Origin of the sequence: Xylanimonas ulmi (assembly GCF_004216535.1) — a bacterium.
GTDB classification, from domain to species: Bacteria; Actinomycetota; Actinomycetes; order Actinomycetales; family Cellulomonadaceae; genus Xylanimonas; species Xylanimonas ulmi.
On the sequence record NZ_SGWX01000001.1, the window covers coordinates 1680681 to 1696634 of the forward strand.

The following is a 15954-nucleotide window of genomic DNA, read 5'->3' on the forward strand; positions in this document are numbered from 1 at the left end:
TGCTAGAGGGACTGGACCCAGTTCTCCAGGAGCGTCGCTCCCGCGTCGCCCGACTTCTCGGGGTGGAACTGGGTCGCGGCGAGCGGACCGTCCTCGACCGCCGCGACGAAGCGCGCGCCGTGCTCGGGCGTGCCGTGGTGCGCCCACGTCACCAGCGGGGGCGTGAAGCGCGGGTCGGCGGCGTCGTCGTGCCCCTGCGTGAAGGTCTGCGCGGCGTAGGAGTGCACGAAGTAGAACCGCTCGTGCTCGACGCCCGCGAACAGGCGCGTGCCCTCGGGCGCCTCGACGGGCGCCCAGCCCATGTGCGGCACGACGGGCGCGTCGAGGCGCTCGACGACGCCGCGCCACTCCCCCAGGCCCTCGGACTCGACCCCGTGCTCGACGCCGCGGTCGAACATGACCTGCATGCCCACGCAGATGCCCAGCACGGGGCGTCCGCCGGCGAGCCGGCGGTCGACCACCTGGCCGCCGCGCACGGCGCGCAGCCCGGCCATGCACGCGGCGAACGCGCCGACACCGGGCACCACCAGGCCGTCCGCGGTCAGCGCGGCGTCATGGTCGGCGGTGAGCTCGACGTCGGCGCCGACGCGCTCGAGGGCGCGCACGGCCGAGCGCACGTTGCCGAAGCCGTAGTCGAGCACGACGACGCGCGGGCGGCCGCCACGGCCGCGGTCCGGCGCGGGCTGGGCGTTGAGCTCGGCGGACGCGCCGCCGTCGGGCAGGAGTGACGGCGCGGCGGGCTGCGCGCTCACTTGTTCTTCCTGGCCTTGCGCGCGATGCCGGTCAGCATGCGCATCGCCTTGAGACGGCCGATGCCCGAGGACGAGACGCCGCCCGGAAGGTCGGCCACCGTGATCTGGCCCGTGAGCAGGTCCTCGAGCGCGTCGGGCGCCCCGGAGAGCACGAGGCCGGGCGGCAGCTCGGCCTCGGCCTTGCCGTCCAGGTAGCGCACCGCGGTGAGCTGACCCTCGGCGCGCGTCATCAGCACCAGCGGCACCTTGGCCACGAGCTGCGAGACGCCCTCGGCGGCGCGCTCGGGCGCCTCGCCCGTCAGGTCGCGCAGGACGGCGAGCGCGCCCACCGGCGTCGGCGCGGCGTCGACCTCAACTCCCGCGAGCGCACAGGCGGCCGCGAGCGCCTCGGCGTCGGCCACCTGGGTCAGCAGCACCGCGAGCTCACGGTCGCTCGGCGCGGTCAGCGCGGAGATGTCGTCGGGAACCTCGAAGTCGTCGGGCAGGTCGTCGGGCAGGTCCTGGCTCACAGCGCTCCCTTGGTCGACGGGATGCCCTCGACGCGCGGGTCGAGGGCCACGGCGGCGCGCAGCGCGCGCGCGAGGGCCTTGAACTGGGCCTCGACGATGTGGTGCGGGTCGCGCCCGGCGAGCACGCGCACGTGCAGGCAGATGCCCGCGTGGTGCGCGATCGACTCGAGCACGTGACGGGTCAGCGAGCCCGTGAAGTGCCCGCCGATGAGGTGGTACTCCTGGCCCGCGGGCTCGCCCTCGTGCACCAGGTAGGGGCGGCCCGACACGTCGACGACGGCGAGTGCGAGCGCCTCGTCGAGCGGCACGGTCGCGTCGCCGAAGCGCGCGATGCCCTGCTTGTCGCCGAGCGCCTGGCGCAGCGCCTGGCCGAGCACGATCGCGGTGTCCTCGACCGTGTGGTGGGCGTCGATGTGGGTGTCGCCCGTGGCCTTGACGGTCAGGTCGATGAGCGAGTGCTTGCCGAGCGCCGTGAGCATGTGGTCGTAGAACGGCACCGACGTCGAGATGTCGGTGCGGCCCGTGCCGTCGAGGTCGAGCTCGACGACGACGCTGGACTCGCTGGTGGACCGCTCGATGCGGGCGGTACGGGTGCCCATCAGGCCTCCTGCTCGGTGATGACGCCGGCGATGACGTCGGTGAGTGCGTCCTTGAAGCGCGCGGTCTCCTCGGGTGTGCCGACCGAGACGCGCAGCCATCCGGCCGGTCCGACCTCGCGGATGAGCACCCCGCGGTCGAGCAGGCCCCGCCAGACGGCGTGGCGGTCGGCGAACGTGCCGAAGAGCACGAAGTTGGCGTCGGTCTCGGCGACGGCGAGCGGCTCGCCCGTGGGGCCGCGCTGCGCGCGCAGCCAGTCCACGAGCCCGTCGCGCTCGGCGCGCAGCGCGTCGACCTGTGCGAGCAGCGCCGTGGTGTGCTTGAGCGCGGCGCGCGCGGCCGCCTGCGTGATGGCCGACAGGTGGTAGGGCAGGCGCACGACGCGCAGCGCGTCGACGAGCGCGGGGCTCGCGGCGAGGTACCCCAGGCGCAGGCCCGCGGCCGCGAACGCCTTGGACATGGTGCGCGCCACCGCGAGGTTCGGGTGGTCGGCGAGCAGTTCGAGGGCCGACGGCGTCCCCGCGCGGCGGAACTCGGCGTAGGCCTCGTCGACGACGACGACGGCGCCGGCGCCGTCGGGCGCGTCAGGCACGCGCACGCGCGCGGCGGCGTCGAGCACCGCCTCGACCACCGCGAGCGGCAGCGCGGTGCCGGTGGGGTTGTTGGGGCTGGTCAGCAGGATGACGGCCGGCTGCTCGCGCTCGACGACCTCGACGGCGTGCGCGGCGTCGAGCGTGAAGTCCTCGTTGCGGCGGCCGGCGACCCAGCGGGTGTGCGTGTCGCGCGCGTACTCGGGGTACATGGAGTAGGTGGGCGCGAACGAGACGACGCTGCGGCCCGGCCCGCCGAAGGCCTGAAGCACGTGCAGCATGACCTCGTTCGAGCCGTTGGCGGCCCAGACCTGCTCGGCGCTCAGGGTCACGCCCGACTCGCGGCCCAGGTAGGCGGCCAGGTCGCCGCGCAGGCCCAGGAAGTCACGGTCCGGGTAGCGGTTGAGCCCGCGGGCGGCCGCGGCGACGTCGGCCGCGATGGTCGCGACGACCTCCTCCGAGGGCGCGTACGGGTTCTCGTTGACGTTGAGCAGCACCGGGACGTCGAGCTGCGGGGCGCCGTAGGGCGCCTCGTCGGCGAGCTCGGGCCGCAGCGGGAGCGCGCTGGCGCGCGGGGAGGCCGAGGCGGTGGGGGTCGTCACCGGGTCAGTCTACGGAAGCGCCCGCGGCCGCAGGGACGGCGTTTCGCGACGTGAGCCCCCGCGCCGGCGGTCCGCTCAGCCGGCCAGGACGACGTCGGCGCCCTGGATCGTCACCGGGACCTCGGCGAGCGGGGACCCCGCCGGTCCGCCGAGCACGGCGCCGTCGGCCAGCGCGAACCGCGAGCCGTGGCACGGACAGTCGAGCTCGCCGCCCGCCGGGGCGACCTTGCAGCCCGCGTGCGGGCAGATGGAGCTGAACAGGTGGACCTCGCGCTCGGCCGGCCGCGTCAGCAGCAGCGCGTGCCCGTCGAGGTCGACCGCGAGCGCCGCGCCGACCGCGACATCCGTGAGCGCCGCGACGCGCGTGCCCTTGCCGCGCGCCGCGACCGCTGAGGCGTCGTCCTGCGGGGTGGCGCGCGGCTCGACGCACCCGGACAGCAGGCACGCGCCCGCGACGGCGGCGCCGGCCGCGCCGAGGACCTGACGGCGGGAGAGGTCGGTCATGTCGCCATCCTGGCGACCTGGCGGCCCGCGATCCAGTCGGCGAGCCACGCGGCGCGCCGTGACGCGCGCCCTCGGCCGCCGTCCACAGGGCGCCGCGCCCGCGCGCCGGGCGCGTGGGTGGGCGCGCCTACGATCACGGGGTGACCGACACCAGCCCTCACGACGGCCCGGCCGACGGCGGACCCGCGCCCGAAGGCCCCGCGCTCGATGGCCCCGCCGGCCCCGCCCTCGACCCCGGCAAGCGCGCGACCCTCGCGATGCTGCGCGGACTCATCGACAACGTCGGCGCGGACGGCGAGCACGGCGTCAGCACACTGCGCGACCAGGCCGAGCGGTCGCTGCGCGCGCTGGTGGGCCGCGACGACGCGGCGCTGCGCGAGGACCAGTGGCGCGCGATCGAGGCGCTGGTCGCGTTCCGCCGTCGGGCGCTGGTCGTGCAGCGCACCGGGTGGGGCAAGTCGGCCGTGTACTTCGTGGCGACGGCGCTGCTGCGCTCGCGCGGCGCGGGACCGACCGTGATCGTCTCGCCGCTGCTGGCGCTCATGCGCGACCAGATCGCCGCGGCGGCGCGGGCCGGGATCCGGGCGGTGACGATCAACTCGGCCAACGTGACCGAGTGGGACGAGGTCCACGCGGCCATCGCGCGCGGCGAGGTGGACGTGCTGCTGTGCTCGCCCGAGCGGCTCAACAACCCGGGCTTCCGCGACGAGGTGCTGCCACGCCTGGCCGCCGACGCCGGGCTCGTCGTCATCGACGAGGCGCACTGCGTCTCCGACTGGGGCCACGACTTCCGGCCCGACTACCGCCGCATCCGCACGCTGCTGGCCGACCTGCCCGTGGGCATCCCGGTGCTCGCCACGACCGCGACCGCCAACGAGCGCGTGACGCGTGACGTCGCCGAGCAGCTCGCCGTGCGCGGGCCTGCGGACGCCGGCCCCGGCGCCGAGGTGCTGGTGCTGCGCGGCGGCCTCGACCGCACCTCGCTGCACCTGGCGGTGCTTGAGCTGCCCGACCAGCCCACGCGCGTGGCCTGGCTGGCCGAGACGCTCCAGGACGTCGACGGCTCGGGCATCGTCTATTGCCTCACGGTCTCGGCCGCCGAGCAGGTCGCCGAGCAGTTGCGCGCAGCCGGGCTCGCCGTCGCCGCCTACACCGGGCGCACCGACCCGACCCAGCGCGAGGCGCTCGAGGCCGACCTCAAGGACAACCGGGTCAAGGCGCTCGTGGCCACGAGCGCGCTGGGCATGGGGTTCGACAAGCCCGACCTCGCGTTCGTCGTGCACCTCGGGGCGCCGGCGTCGCCCATCGCCTACTACCAGCAGGTCGGCCGCGCGGGGCGCGGTGTCGACTCCGCGGTCGTCGTGCTGCTGCCCGGCCAGGAGGACCGTGCGATCTGGGACTGGTTCGGGTCGCAGGCGTTCCCCGCCGAGGGGCAGGTGCGCGCGACGCTCGCGGCCCTCGCGGGCGCGCAGGGGCCGCTGTCGACGGCGGCCCTTGAGCCACTCGTGGACCTCAAGCGCTCGCGCCTGGAGACCATGCTCAAGGTGCTCGACGTCGACGGCGCCGTACGCCGCGTGCCGGGCGGCTGGACCGCGACGGGTCAGGCGTGGGAGTACGACGCGCAGCGCTACGCGCGGGTGAGCGAGACGCGCGAGACCGAGCAGCAGGCGATGGTGGGCTACGTGCGCACCCCCGGCTGCCGCATGGCGTACCTGCGCCGCCAGCTCGACGACCCCGAGCTGGTCGGCCCCGAGGCCGCGGCCTGGCGCTGTGGGCGATGCGACCGGTGCGGTGGCGTCGCGCTGCCCGCCGTGCCCGACGCCGAGGCGGTGGCCGCGGCGCGGCACGAGATGGACCGTCCGGGCGCGCAGGTCGAGCCGCGCCGGATGTGGCCGTCGGGGCTGTCCGCGCTCGGGCTGGACCTGCGCGGACGGCTGGGCGCCGACGAGCTCGCCGAGACCGGGCGCGCCGTCGCGCGGCTCGACGGGCTCGGCTGGTCAGGGCCGCTGCGCGATCTGTTCGGGCAGTCCACACCCGACGGCGAACTGCCGGTGCCGCTGCGCCGGGCCGCGGCGCGGGTGCTCGACGACTGGACGGCGCTGCGCGGCGAGTCCCCCGCCGCCCCCGCGGGCGCTGCCGAACCGCTCGCCGTCGCCGGGCCGCCGTCCGACGTCGAGGGGTTCACCGACCCGGGCGAGGCGATCGCAGGCCCAGTCGAGGCCGCCGCGGGCCCGGTCGAGGCGGTCGCAGGCCCTGTCAGCGGCGAGCCTGGGCGGCGCCCGCTCGTGGTCGAGGGCGTCGTCGCCGTCCGGTCGGTCACGCGGCCGCGGCTCACCTACCACCTCGCCGACGGGCTGGCCCGCTACCTCGGCGTCCCGCTCATCGGCGCGGTCGGCCCCGTCGCCGGGCACGAGGCGCCCGACCGGCACGACGTGAACTCGGCGATGCGGCTCGCCGGGGTCGTGCGGCGCCTGGAGCTCCAGCTCTCCGAGCCCGCGCTGCGCGGCCTGCCGGGCCGCGCGGTGCTCCTGGTCGACGACTGGACCGAGTCGGGCTGGACGCTCACGGTCGCCGCGCGCCTGCTGCGCCAGGCCGGGGCGCGCCAGGTCTTCCCGTTCGTGCTGGGGATCCGGTGAGCCGGCCGGGCCGGCGCGCGGTGCGCCGCGCACTCGTGACCGTCGCGGTGGTGCTCGCCCTCGCTCTCGGGTTGCCGTTCGGCGCGCGCGCCCTGCAGCACACGCTCGCCTATCACCCTTCGCGCACGCCCCTGCCGGCCGCCGCGGACGTGCTGCCCGGCGCCGAAGACGTCACGCTGACCACACGTGACGGGCTCGAGCTGCGCTCGTGGTTCGTCCCGCCGAGCCCTGGGGCTCCGCAGCGCGACCAGGCGGTGCTGTTCGCGCACGGCAACGGCGGCGCCTTGTCGGGGCGGGCACGGCTGGGCGCCGAGCTCGCCGACCGCGGCTTCGCGGTGCTGATGCTCGGCTACCGGGGCTTCACGGGCAACCCGGGGACGCCGTCGGAGCAGGGCCTGGTGCTCGACGCGCTCGCCGGACAGCGGGAGCTCGCGGCGCGCGGGTTCGCTCCCGAGTCGACCCTCTATCTCGGCGAGTCGATCGGGACCGGCGTCGTGGCCGGCCTGGCGGCGCAGGTCCCGCCCGCGGGGCTCGTGCTGCGCTCACCCTTCACGGCCTTCGAGGACGTCGCAGGCGACCTCGTGCCGCTCCCGGGGCGGATCGTGCGGTTCATCATGGACCGCAATGTGTACCCGGTCGCCGCGCAGGTGGCCGCAAGCGACGTCCCGGTGACGGTCATCCAGGGCTCGGCCGACGAGCTGGTCCCGCCCGCGCAGAGCGACGCCGTCGCGGCCGCGGCGCGCCATCTGGTCGAGCACCTCGTGGTCGAGGGCGCGCGGCACAACGACGGGGTGTGGCTCGGGCCGACGGTGGCCGACGCGGTCGCGCGGATCGGGGACTACGTCAAGCAGTGACGCCGTCGGCGGCCTCGTGCGTTTCGACCGGGTGGCTTCAACCGGGTGGTTTCGACAGGCTCAACCATCAGCGGCCGAGACCACGCCTGCGGCAATCCGCTCCACATCCGTGACGACGTCGGCGAGCGGCCGATCGCTCGACACCACGTGGGTGGCCCCACGCCGCAGCAGCGGCTCGACGGCGTCGATGTCGTGCTCGATCTGCGCACGCCCGGCCGCGTCCTTCCCATACGGGTTGTCCGTGCGCGCCGCGACGCGCGCGAGCAGCACCTCGCGCGGCGCGGTCAGGAGCACGACGGCGTCGAGCCGGTCGTAGACCTCGCTCTGGTTGGGCGCCGTCCCGGCCAGGAAGAGCACGCCCGCCCCGTGCGCGTCGATCCGAGCGCGCACCCGGACCAGGTCCCAGACCTGCTCCCACCCGACGGGCTGGCCGGGGGCGCGCACGAGCACCGAGTGCCCGTCGTAGTCGAGGTCAGCCACCGCGTGACCGCGGGCGGCGAGCCCGCGCAGCGCCGCCGTCTTGCCCGCGCCGGACATTCCGGTCAGCAGCACGACCGCGCGCCCCGCCGGGCGGTCGGGGGCGGTCACACCGCCCCTGCGCGCGGCGTGGCGCGGGTGTGCGCCCATCGCTACGCGAACCGGCCGCGCACCGCCTCGCCGTGGGCGGGCAGGTCCTCGTCGTCGGCGACGGCGACGATCCGGTCCGCGAGCTCGGCGAGCGCCTCGCGCGTGTACTCGATGACCTGGACCGACTTGAGGAACGACAGCACGCTCAGCGCGCTCGCGTACCTGGCGGTGCCGCCCGTGGGCAGCACGTGGTTGGAGCCCGCCATGTAGTCGCCCAGTGAGACGGGCGCCCACGGCCCGACGAAGATCGCGCCCGCGCTGCGGATGCGGTCGGCGAGCGCCGCGGCGTCGGCGGTCTGCAGCTCCAGGTGCTCGGCGCCGTAGGCGTCCACCACCTGCACGCCCTGCTCGATGTCGTCGACCAGCACGATCGCCGACTGTGGCCCACCGAGCGCGACGGCGACGCGGCCCGCGTGCTTGGTCGCGGCGGCTAGCTCCTCCAGCCGCTCCTCGACGGCCTCGGCGAGCACGGTCGACGGCGTGACCAGCACCGACGCGGCCATCGGGTCGTGCTCGGCCTGGCTGATGAGGTCGAGGGCGACGTGCCCGGCGTCTGCCGTGTCGTCAGCGAGCACCGCGATCTCGGTCGGGCCGGCCTCGGCGTCGATGCCGACCGCGCCGCGCACCAGCCGCTTGGCCGCGGCGACGTAGACGTTGCCGGGCCCGGTGACCACGTCGACGGGCTCGCACAGCACCTCGCCGTCCTGTGGCTCGGTGCCCACGGCGCCGTAGGCGAACATCGCCACCGCCTGCGCCCCGCCGACGGCGTAGACCTCGTCCACCCCGAGCAGCGCGCACGCGGCCAGGATGGTCGGGTGCGGCAGACCGCCGTGGTCCTTCTGCGGCGGTGAGGCGAGCGCGATGCCCTCGACGCCCGCGGCCTGCGCGGCCACGACGTTCATGATGACGCTCGACGGGTACACGGCCAGGCCGCCGGGGGCGTAGAGCCCGACACGCTCGACCGGGATATAGCGCTGGCGCACCACCGCGCCGTCGGCGAGCTGTGTCGTGTGCTCGGGGGGAACCTGCGCGGTGTGCACCGCGCGCACCCGCACGATCGCCTCCTCCAGGCCCGCGCGCACGGGCTCGGGAAGGTGGGCGAGCGCGTCGTCGAGCGCGGCGGCCGGCACGCGCAGGTCGGCGGGCCGCACGCCGTCAAAGCGCTCGGCGATGTCGCGCAGCGCGGCGGCGCCACGGGCGCGGACGTCGGCGACGAGCGGGGCGACGGCGTCGAGGGCCTCGTCGACCCCGACCTCGGCGCGTGGGAGGACGGCGAGCAGGTCGCGGCGCGTGAGCGTGCGGCCGCGAAGATCGATGCGCTGGATCACGTCGGCCAGTCTAGGCGCCCGGCACGGCGTCAGGCTTGGACAATGTCCTGTATGGCCCCTCACGACACGCCCACGGCTGACACCTCCCCGACCCCGGAGGCGGTGCCGATCCGAGACGAGATGATCCGGCTCGGCCAGTTCCTCAAGCTCGCCGGGCTGGCCGACTCGGGCAACGAGGCGCGTGACCTGATCGCCGACGGTGAGGTGAGCGTCAACGGCGAGGTGGAGACGCGCCGCGGGCGTCAGCTCGCCAAGGGCGACGTGGTCACCGCGGCCGACCCGCAGGGCGCGCGGTCGGCCGTCGTCGCCTGACAGGCGCGCGCCCCAACTCCGCAGGGCGGCGCCGCGTGACGTCGGCGCCATCGCCTCACGCCATGTAGTCGCTCGCCAGCACCCGGTCGGCCGTCAGCCGCAGCACGACACGACCCTCGTCCGGCTCCAAGTCGTGATAGCGGCGCGCGTGGCGCGCCACGGCGTCGGCGAGCGCCGCGGCGTCGTCGACCACCTCGATCACTCCCTCGATCGTGAGCCAGCGCCCGCCGTCGACCTGGCACAGCGCCGCGCGCGGCGCGCCGCCCGCGCGGCCGCGGCGGCGCGCGTTGACCGCCTTGGCCGACCCGCGCTCGGTCGTCATGACGGCGGCGCCCGTCGCGGCGTCCCACATGAACGCGATCGGGGTCACGTGCGGTGAGCCGTCGGCGCGCAGCGTCGTGAGCGTGGCCAGGTGGCGCTCGGTGACGAACACGAGCTGCTCGGGGTTGAGCCGCAGCATCAGAACCCCTGGACCAGCAGGCGCGGAATCTCGCCGCCCGCGGCGATCGCGCGCAGGACGCGCAGCTCGTGCGGCACGACGGGCTCAGGCAGCGCGTCGAGCGCGAACCAGCGCAGGTCGGCGGCTTTGGCGGTCTCGGCGCGGCGCGGCCGGCCCCTCCAGCGGTCGGCCTCGAAGAACACGTCGACACGCTGTTCGAGCGCCGGCCCGCCGGGCTGGCCGCGGTGCATCACGGTGACGGGGCGCAGGTCGTCCGGATCGAGCACGACGCCGAGCTCCTCGCGCGCCTCCCGCACGGCGGCGGCGACGACCGACTCGTCCGCCTCGACGTGGCCTGCCGCCCCCGCGGCCCAGTGGCCGTCCATGAAGCCGGTGCCCTCGCGCAGTTGGAGCAGGACCTCGGGCGCGCCGCTCTGCCCGGTGCGGCGCAGCAGGACGTAGGCGGCGGGGACGACGCGGAAGCGGTGGTCGGCCGAGCCGTCGTCGGTCCACGGGGTCTCGACAGGCTCGACCGCCGGGGGCGGCGCGGGCGGCGATGGCGGCACGGGCGGGCGCTCGCTCATCCGAGGCAGGAGGGGCCGAGCAGCGCCTTGAGGTCGCCGAACAGCGCGGGCGACTTCTCGACGCGCAGGCTGTCGGCGGCCCGCACCACTGTGCGCTTGCCGGGCTCGGCGACGGTGACGTGCACCTGAGCGGAGCCGGGGTGCGAGGCGAGCACCTCGCGCAGGCGCACCATGACGGGCTCGACGCATCGGGTGTGCGGCACCGCGACGTGCACGGGCGCGTCCGCGACCGCCGAGGTGTCGGGCAGCGCGACCTCCATGGCCTGCAGCGAGAGCTGGTCGTCGCGGCGGCGCACACGCCCGCGCACCGAGACGACCTGGTCCTCGGCGAGCGCCGTCGAGTAGGCCAGGTACGTCTCACCGAAGAACATGACCTCGACCGAGCCCTCCAGGTCCTCGACCGTGACGGCGGCCCACGGGTTGCCGTTCTTGCTCATCTTGCGCTGCAGGCTGGTGATGAGCCCCGCGATGGTGACGGTCGAGTTCTCGGGCCGTCCCTCGTCGCCCATGAGCGCGGCGATCGACGTGTCGGCGGCCCGGGTGAGCACGTGCTCCAGTCCCGACAGGGGGTGGTCGGAGACGTACAGGCCGAGCATCTCGCGCTCGAAGGCGAGCTTCTGCTTCTTGTCCCAGTCGGCCAGGTCGGGCACGTCGACCGCGAAGGTCATTCCGGCCTCGGCCTCCTCGCCGCCGAGCCCGGCGAACAGGTCGAACTGGCCCTCGGCCTCCTTGCGCTTGACCGCGATGACCGAGTCGACGGCCTGCTCGTGCACGACGAGCAGCGCGCGGCGCGAGCGCTCGAGCGAGTCGAACGCCCCCGCTTTGATGAGCGACTCGATGGTCCGCTTGTTGCACACCACGGCCGGGACCTTGTCGAGGAAGTCGGTGAACGAGGTGAAGCGCCCGTGCGTCTGGCGCGCCTCGACGATCGCGTCGACCACGTTGGCGCCGACGTTGCGCACCGCCGTCAGGCCGAAGCGGATGTCGGCGCCGACCGCCGTGAACTTGGCCGCCGAGTCGTTCACATCGGGCGGCAGCACCGTGATGCGCATGCGACGGCACTCGTTGAGGTAGAGCGCCATCTTGTCCTTGTCGTCCTTGACGGACTGCAGGAGCGCGGCCATGTACTCAGACGGGTAGTTCGCCTTGAGGTAGGCCGTCCAGTACGTCACGACGCCGTACGCGGCCGAGTGGGACTTGTTGAACGCGTAGTCGGCGAAGGGAACGAGAATGTCCCACAGCGTCTTGACCGCGTCCTTCGAGTAGCCGCGCTCCAGCATGCCGGCCTGGAAGCCGTCGAACTGCTTGTCGAGCTCGGCCTTCTTCTTCTTGCCCATGACGCGGCGCATATTGTCTGCGGCGCCGAGCGAGTATCCGGCGAGCACCTGCGCGATCGCCATGACCTGCTCCTGATAGACGATCAGGCCGTAGGTCTCCCCCAGCACCGGCTCCAGCGCCTCGGCGAGCTCGGGGTGGATCGGCTCGATCGGCTGGCGGCCGTTCTTACGGTGCGCGTACTTGTTGTGCGAGTCCGCGCCCATGGGCCCGGGGCGGTAGAGCGCCGAGACGGCGGTGATGTCGGCGAACACGTCGGGCTGCATCGAGCGCAGCAGCGCGCGCATACCGCTGCCATCGAGCTGGAACACGCCCAGTGTCTCGCCGCGGCCCATGAGTGAGTAGGTCGCCCGGTCGTCGAACGGGACGTCCTCCAGGACGAGGTCCTCGCCGCGGTTGGCGCGGATGTTCTCGAGCGCGTCCTCGAGCGTGTGGAGGTTGGACAGGCCGAGGAAGTCCATCTTGACCAGGCCCAGCGCCTCGGCCATGGGGTACTCGAACTGGGTGATGACCTGGCCGTCACCCTTGGGGTCCATGATCGGGACGACGTCGATGATCGGCTCGCTGGACATGATCACGCCCGCGGCGTGCACACCGGTCTGGCGGATCTGCCCCTCAAGGCCGATGGCGGTGTCGTAGATCTTGCGGACGTTCGGGTCGGAGTCGACCAGCGCCCGAAACTCCGCGGCCTCCGCGTAGCGGGCGTCCTTCTCGTCGAAGACGGCCTTGAGCTTGATCGACTTGCCCATGACGTCGGGCGGCAGCGCCTTGGTGATCCGGTCGCCCGTCGCGAAGTCGTAGTCGAGGATGCGCGCGGCGTCCTTGATGGCGGCCTTGGCCTTGATCCGGCCGAACGTCGCGATCTGTGCGACTCGCTCGGCGCCGTACTTCTCAGTGACGTACGCGATGACCTCGCCGCGGCGGTGGTCGTCGAAGTCGATGTCGAAGTCGGGCATCGACGGGCGCTCGGGGTTGAGGAAGCGCTCGAAGAAGAGCCCGTGCTCCAGAGGGTCGAGGTCGGTGATGCGCAGCGCGTACGCGGCGATCGAGCCGGCGCCCGAGCCACGGCCCGGTCCGACGCGGATGCCGTTGTCCTTCGACCACTGGATGAAGTCGGCGACCACGAGGTAGTAGCCGCAGTAGCCCTTCTGCGCGATGACGCCGAGCTCCATCTCGACGCGGTCGCGCACGTCCTGGGTCAGCCGGTCGCCGGGGTACCGGTTCTCGATGCCGCGCCAGACCTCCTTGCGGAACCAGCTCTCCTCGGTCTCCCCCGCGGGGATGTCGGCGCGCGCCATGTAGCCGCCGGTCGACTCCACGAACTCGACGTCGCAGCGCTCGGCGACCTCCAGGGTGTTGTCGCAGGCCTCCATGAGGTCCTGCGATCCCCACAGGTCGCGCATCTCCCGGGCGGACTTGATGTAGTAGCCGCTGCCCTCGAACGCGAACCGCTTGCCACCCTGGGAGTAGGTCGGCTCCGACAGCCGGCTGCCCGAGTTGACGCACAGCAGCGCCTCCTGCGCCGAGGCGTCCTCGGGGTTGTTGTAGTGCGAGTCGTTGGTGGCCAGCGGCCGCATGCCCAGCTCGCGACCGAGCCGCAGCAGGTCGTCACGCACGCGCTTCTCGATCGCGATGCCGTGGTCCATGAGCTCGAGGTAGACGTTCTCGCGCCCGAAGATGTCCTGCAGCTCGCCCGCCTCGCGCACCGCCTCGTCCCACTGGCCGAGCCGCAGCCGCGTCTGGACGGCGCCGCTGGGGCAGCCGGTCGAGACGATGAGGCCCTTGGCGTAGGTCTGCAGCAGCTCCTTGTCCATGCGGGGCTTGTAGAAGTACCCCTCAAGGCTGGCGAGCGAGGACAGCCGGAACAGGTTGTGCATGCCCTCGGTGGTCTGCGACCACATCGTCAGGTGGGTGTACGCGCCGCCGCCCGAGACGTCGTCGCCGCCCTCCTCGGCCGTCTCGCCCTTGCCCCACCGCACGCGCGTGCGATCGCCGCGCGCGGTGCCGGGCGTCAGGTACGCCTCGATGCCGATGATGGGCTTGACGCCGTATTTCTTGGCCTTCGAGTAGAAGTCGTACGCCCCGTGCAGGTTGCCGTGGTCCGTCATCGCGACGGCGGGCATCCCCTGCGCGGACACCCGCTCGAAGAGTCCGTCGAGCAGCGAAGCGCCGTCGAGCATCGAGTACTCGGTGTGGACGTGGAGGTGGACGAAGTTGTCGGACGCTGGCACCGTCCGAGTCTCCCACGCCCCCACCCACACTCCTGGCGTCAGGCCCTCGCGATCACCTTCGACGCGTCCCGATGGTCGATGCCGGCGTCGAGGTAGACCTCACCCGTGACGGTGTAGCCCAGCCGCTCGTAGAAGCCGATGGCCTGGACCTGCGCGCTGAGCAGCACGGTGACCGCGCCGTCCGCGCCCGCGTGCTCGGCGAGCGCGATGCGTTCGAGCGCGCCCATGAGCGCGGAGCCGACGCCTGCGCCCCGCGCCGCGGCCGCCACGGCGACGCGCCCGATGTGCGCCTGGCCCGGGCGCTCGACGTCGGTGAGCAGCCGCGCGGTCCCGATCGCGGCCCCGCCGCGCGCGGGACGCGCGAGCACATGCGTCGTCGTGGGCGCATGGTCGGCCTCGTCGAGCTCAAGCTCGGGCGGCACGCGCTGCTCGCCGACGAAGACCTCGACGCGCACCGCGAACGCCTCGTCGAGCTGCGCGGGCGTGCGCACCCGCTCGACGACGACGTCAGCCACCGTAGGCGCCCCGGACCGTCGCGAGGGCGTGCTCCAGGTCGTCGGGGTAGGAGGAGGTCACCTCGACCCAGGCGCCGGTCAGCGGGTGCTCGAACCCCAGGCGGACGGCGTGCAGCCACTGGCGCGTCAGTCCCACGCTGGAGGCCAGCACGGGGTCGGCGCCGTAGGTCAGGTCGCCCACCAGCGGGTGGCGCACCGCCGAGAAGTGCACGCGGATCTGGTGCGTGCGCCCCGTCTCCAGGTGCACCTCGACCAGCGAGGCGGCGGGCAGCATCTCCAGCACCTCGTAGTGGGTCACCGACGGCTTGCCGTCGGCGACGACGGCGAACCGCCAGTCGTTGCTCGGGTGCCGGCCGATGGGCGCGTCGATCGTGCCGACCGTCGGCTCGGGGTGCCCCTGGGCGAGCGCGTGGTAGACCTTCTCGACCGTCCGCTCTTTGAAGGCGCGCTTGAGCGCGGTGTAGGCGGCCTCGCTCTTGGCCACGACCATGAGCCCCGAGGTGCCGACGTCGAGCCGGTGCACGATGCCCTGCCGCTCGGCGGAGCCCGACGTCGAGACGCGGTATCCCGCGGCGGCCAGCGCGCCGACCACGGTCGGCCCGGTCCATCCCGGCGACGGGTGTGCCGCGACGCCGACGGGCTTGTCGACCACGACGACGTCGTCGTCCTCGTAGGCGACGCCCATGCCGGGAACCGGCTCCGGGGCGGCCTCGGGCGCCGCCGCGGGGTCGGGGACGTCGACCTCAAGCCACCCGCCCGCGGGCAGCCGGTCGGACTTGCCGACGGGGCGACCGTCGAGCCGCACCGCGCCCGCGGCCGCGAGCTCGGCCGCCTGGGTGCGTGAGAAGCCGAGCATGCGCGCGAGCGCCGCGTCGACGCGCTCGCCCGCGAGCCCGTCCGGGACCGGGAGGGTCCGCGAGGCCATCAGGCCTCGCGCTCCGCCTCAGGACGCTGACCGTCGTCGGGCGCCGTCACGGGGGCGTCGGCGTGACGGCCCTCGCGGCGTCCGTCGAGCCCGATCCCCAGCAGCGAGAGCAGCGCGAGCAGCACCGCCGCCACCACGATCGCGATGTCGGCGACGTTGCCCGTGAACCAGTTCGCGTAGCCGATGAAGTCGACGACGTGGCCCTGCGCGAACCCGGGCTCGCGGAAGAGCCGGTCGGCGAGGTTGCCGACCGCGCCGCCCAGCAGCAGCCCGAGGGTCACCGCCCAGGCGCGCGAGCGGATCCGTCGGATCACACGCACGATCACGGCCACGACGGCGACGACCACGATGGTCAGCACCCAGGTGTAGCCGGACCCCTTGCCGAACGCGGCGCCCGGGTTGAACACCAGCCGGAACGTGAGCAGATCGCCGATCACCTGACGTTGCGGCGCGCCGAGCTCCAGCTCGGTCAGCGCCCACCACTTGGTGAGCTGGTCGACGGCGAGCACCGCCGCCGCGAGCGCGAAGGTGGCGGCCACCAGGCGGCGCGACGACGTCGGCGCAGGTTCAGGGACGACGGGCGAGGCGTCGGGTTCGGTAGACATCTCGCGCAA

General features: G+C 74.1%; 16 protein-coding genes. 3 read left to right on the plus strand and 13 right to left on the minus strand.

All coding sequences use genetic code 11. From position 1 onward, the window contains the following. Positions 1–2: 2 nt before the first annotated feature. The 5 genes from hisH to EV386_RS07765 all read right to left on the minus strand — a co-directional run bounded on the left by hisH (position 3) and on the right by EV386_RS07765 (position 3554). A complete protein-coding gene (hisH, locus tag EV386_RS07745; protein WP_130413828.1) occupies positions 3–752 on the minus strand; it encodes an imidazole glycerol phosphate synthase subunit HisH in 750 nt (249 codons plus the stop codon). Next, positions 749–1261 carry a hypothetical protein gene (locus EV386_RS07750; RefSeq protein ID WP_242607882.1) on the minus strand — a complete coding sequence of 171 codons (513 nt, stop codon included), beginning with the start codon at positions 1259–1261 and terminating at the stop codon, positions 749–751. Before EV386_RS07750 ends, hisH begins: the two co-directional genes overlap by 4 nt. Continuing rightward, positions 1258–1860: an imidazoleglycerol-phosphate dehydratase HisB gene (gene hisB / locus EV386_RS07755; RefSeq protein ID WP_130413829.1), complete on the minus strand. Its 603-nt coding sequence runs from the start codon at positions 1858–1860 to the stop codon at positions 1258–1260. Before hisB ends, EV386_RS07750 begins: the two co-directional genes overlap by 4 nt. Next, positions 1860–3050, minus strand: coding sequence for a histidinol-phosphate transaminase (locus EV386_RS07760; protein WP_130413830.1), 1191 nt, complete (start codon positions 3048–3050; stop codon positions 1860–1862). Before EV386_RS07760 ends, hisB begins: the two co-directional genes overlap by 1 nt. A 75-nt stretch (positions 3051–3125) precedes the next feature. Further along, positions 3126–3554, minus strand: a complete 429-nt coding sequence (locus EV386_RS07765) for a Rieske (2Fe-2S) protein (protein ID WP_130413831.1) — start codon at positions 3552–3554, stop codon at positions 3126–3128. Positions 3555–3811: 257 nt separating this feature from the next. Here EV386_RS07765 and EV386_RS07770 point away from each other — a divergent pair, with 257 nt between their 5' ends. Together EV386_RS07770 and EV386_RS07775 are read left to right on the plus strand one after the other, a co-directional pair. Continuing rightward, entirely contained in the window at positions 3812–6190 is a 2379-nt protein-coding gene (locus tag EV386_RS07770) for a RecQ family ATP-dependent DNA helicase (protein ID WP_130416826.1), read from the plus strand. Continuing rightward, positions 6187–7044, plus strand: coding sequence for an alpha/beta hydrolase (locus tag EV386_RS07775; RefSeq protein WP_242607883.1), 858 nt, complete (start codon positions 6187–6189; stop codon positions 7042–7044). The genes EV386_RS07770 and EV386_RS07775 overlap by 4 nt, the downstream gene beginning before the upstream one ends. Before the next feature lie 60 nt (positions 7045–7104). On the opposite strand, the gene EV386_RS07780 is transcribed toward EV386_RS07775, so the two are convergent. Then, positions 7105–7632 (minus strand): AAA family ATPase, encoded by a 528-nt coding sequence (locus tag EV386_RS07780; RefSeq protein ID WP_207216491.1) that lies wholly within the window; start codon positions 7630–7632, stop codon positions 7105–7107. A 41-nt stretch (positions 7633–7673) separates the two neighbouring features. After that, positions 7674–8999 carry a histidinol dehydrogenase gene (gene hisD / locus EV386_RS07785; protein WP_130413834.1) on the minus strand — a complete coding sequence of 442 codons (1326 nt, stop codon included), beginning with the start codon at positions 8997–8999 and terminating at the stop codon, positions 7674–7676. A gap of 51 nt (positions 9000–9050) precedes the next feature. On the opposite strand from hisD, the gene EV386_RS07790 reads away from it, so the two are divergent. Then, a complete protein-coding gene (locus EV386_RS07790) occupies positions 9051–9311 on the plus strand; it encodes an RNA-binding S4 domain-containing protein (RefSeq protein ID WP_130413836.1) in 261 nt (86 codons plus the stop codon). 55 nt (positions 9312–9366) lie between these two features. On the opposite strand, the gene EV386_RS07795 is transcribed toward EV386_RS07790, so the two are convergent. The 6 genes from EV386_RS07795 to lspA are packed head-to-tail and all read right to left on the minus strand — an operon-like array spanning position 9367 to position 15945. Then, positions 9367–9771: a TIGR03618 family F420-dependent PPOX class oxidoreductase gene (locus EV386_RS07795; RefSeq protein WP_130413838.1), complete on the minus strand. Its 405-nt coding sequence runs from the start codon at positions 9769–9771 to the stop codon at positions 9367–9369. Continuing rightward, a complete protein-coding gene (locus EV386_RS07800) occupies positions 9771–10334 on the minus strand; it encodes an NUDIX hydrolase (RefSeq protein ID WP_130413840.1) in 564 nt (187 codons plus the stop codon). The genes EV386_RS07795 and EV386_RS07800 overlap by 1 nt, the downstream gene beginning before the upstream one ends. Continuing rightward, the gene (gene dnaE, locus EV386_RS07805; RefSeq protein WP_130413842.1) at positions 10331–13900 is read right to left on the minus strand and encodes a DNA polymerase III subunit alpha; all 3570 of its coding nucleotides are present in this window, start codon (positions 13898–13900) and stop codon (positions 10331–10333) included. The genes EV386_RS07800 and dnaE overlap by 4 nt, the downstream gene beginning before the upstream one ends. A 38-nt stretch (positions 13901–13938) precedes the next feature. Further along, entirely contained in the window at positions 13939–14415 is a 477-nt protein-coding gene (locus EV386_RS07810; RefSeq protein ID WP_130413844.1) for a GNAT family N-acetyltransferase, read from the minus strand. Continuing rightward, positions 14408–15340, minus strand: a complete 933-nt coding sequence (locus EV386_RS07815; protein ID WP_130413846.1) for an RluA family pseudouridine synthase — start codon at positions 15338–15340, stop codon at positions 14408–14410. The genes EV386_RS07810 and EV386_RS07815 overlap by 8 nt, the downstream gene beginning before the upstream one ends. Beyond that, the gene (lspA, locus tag EV386_RS07820; RefSeq protein ID WP_130413848.1) at positions 15340–15945 is read right to left on the minus strand and encodes a signal peptidase II; all 606 of its coding nucleotides are present in this window, start codon (positions 15943–15945) and stop codon (positions 15340–15342) included. Before lspA ends, EV386_RS07815 begins: the two co-directional genes overlap by 1 nt. Positions 15946–15954: the final 9 nt, after the last annotated feature.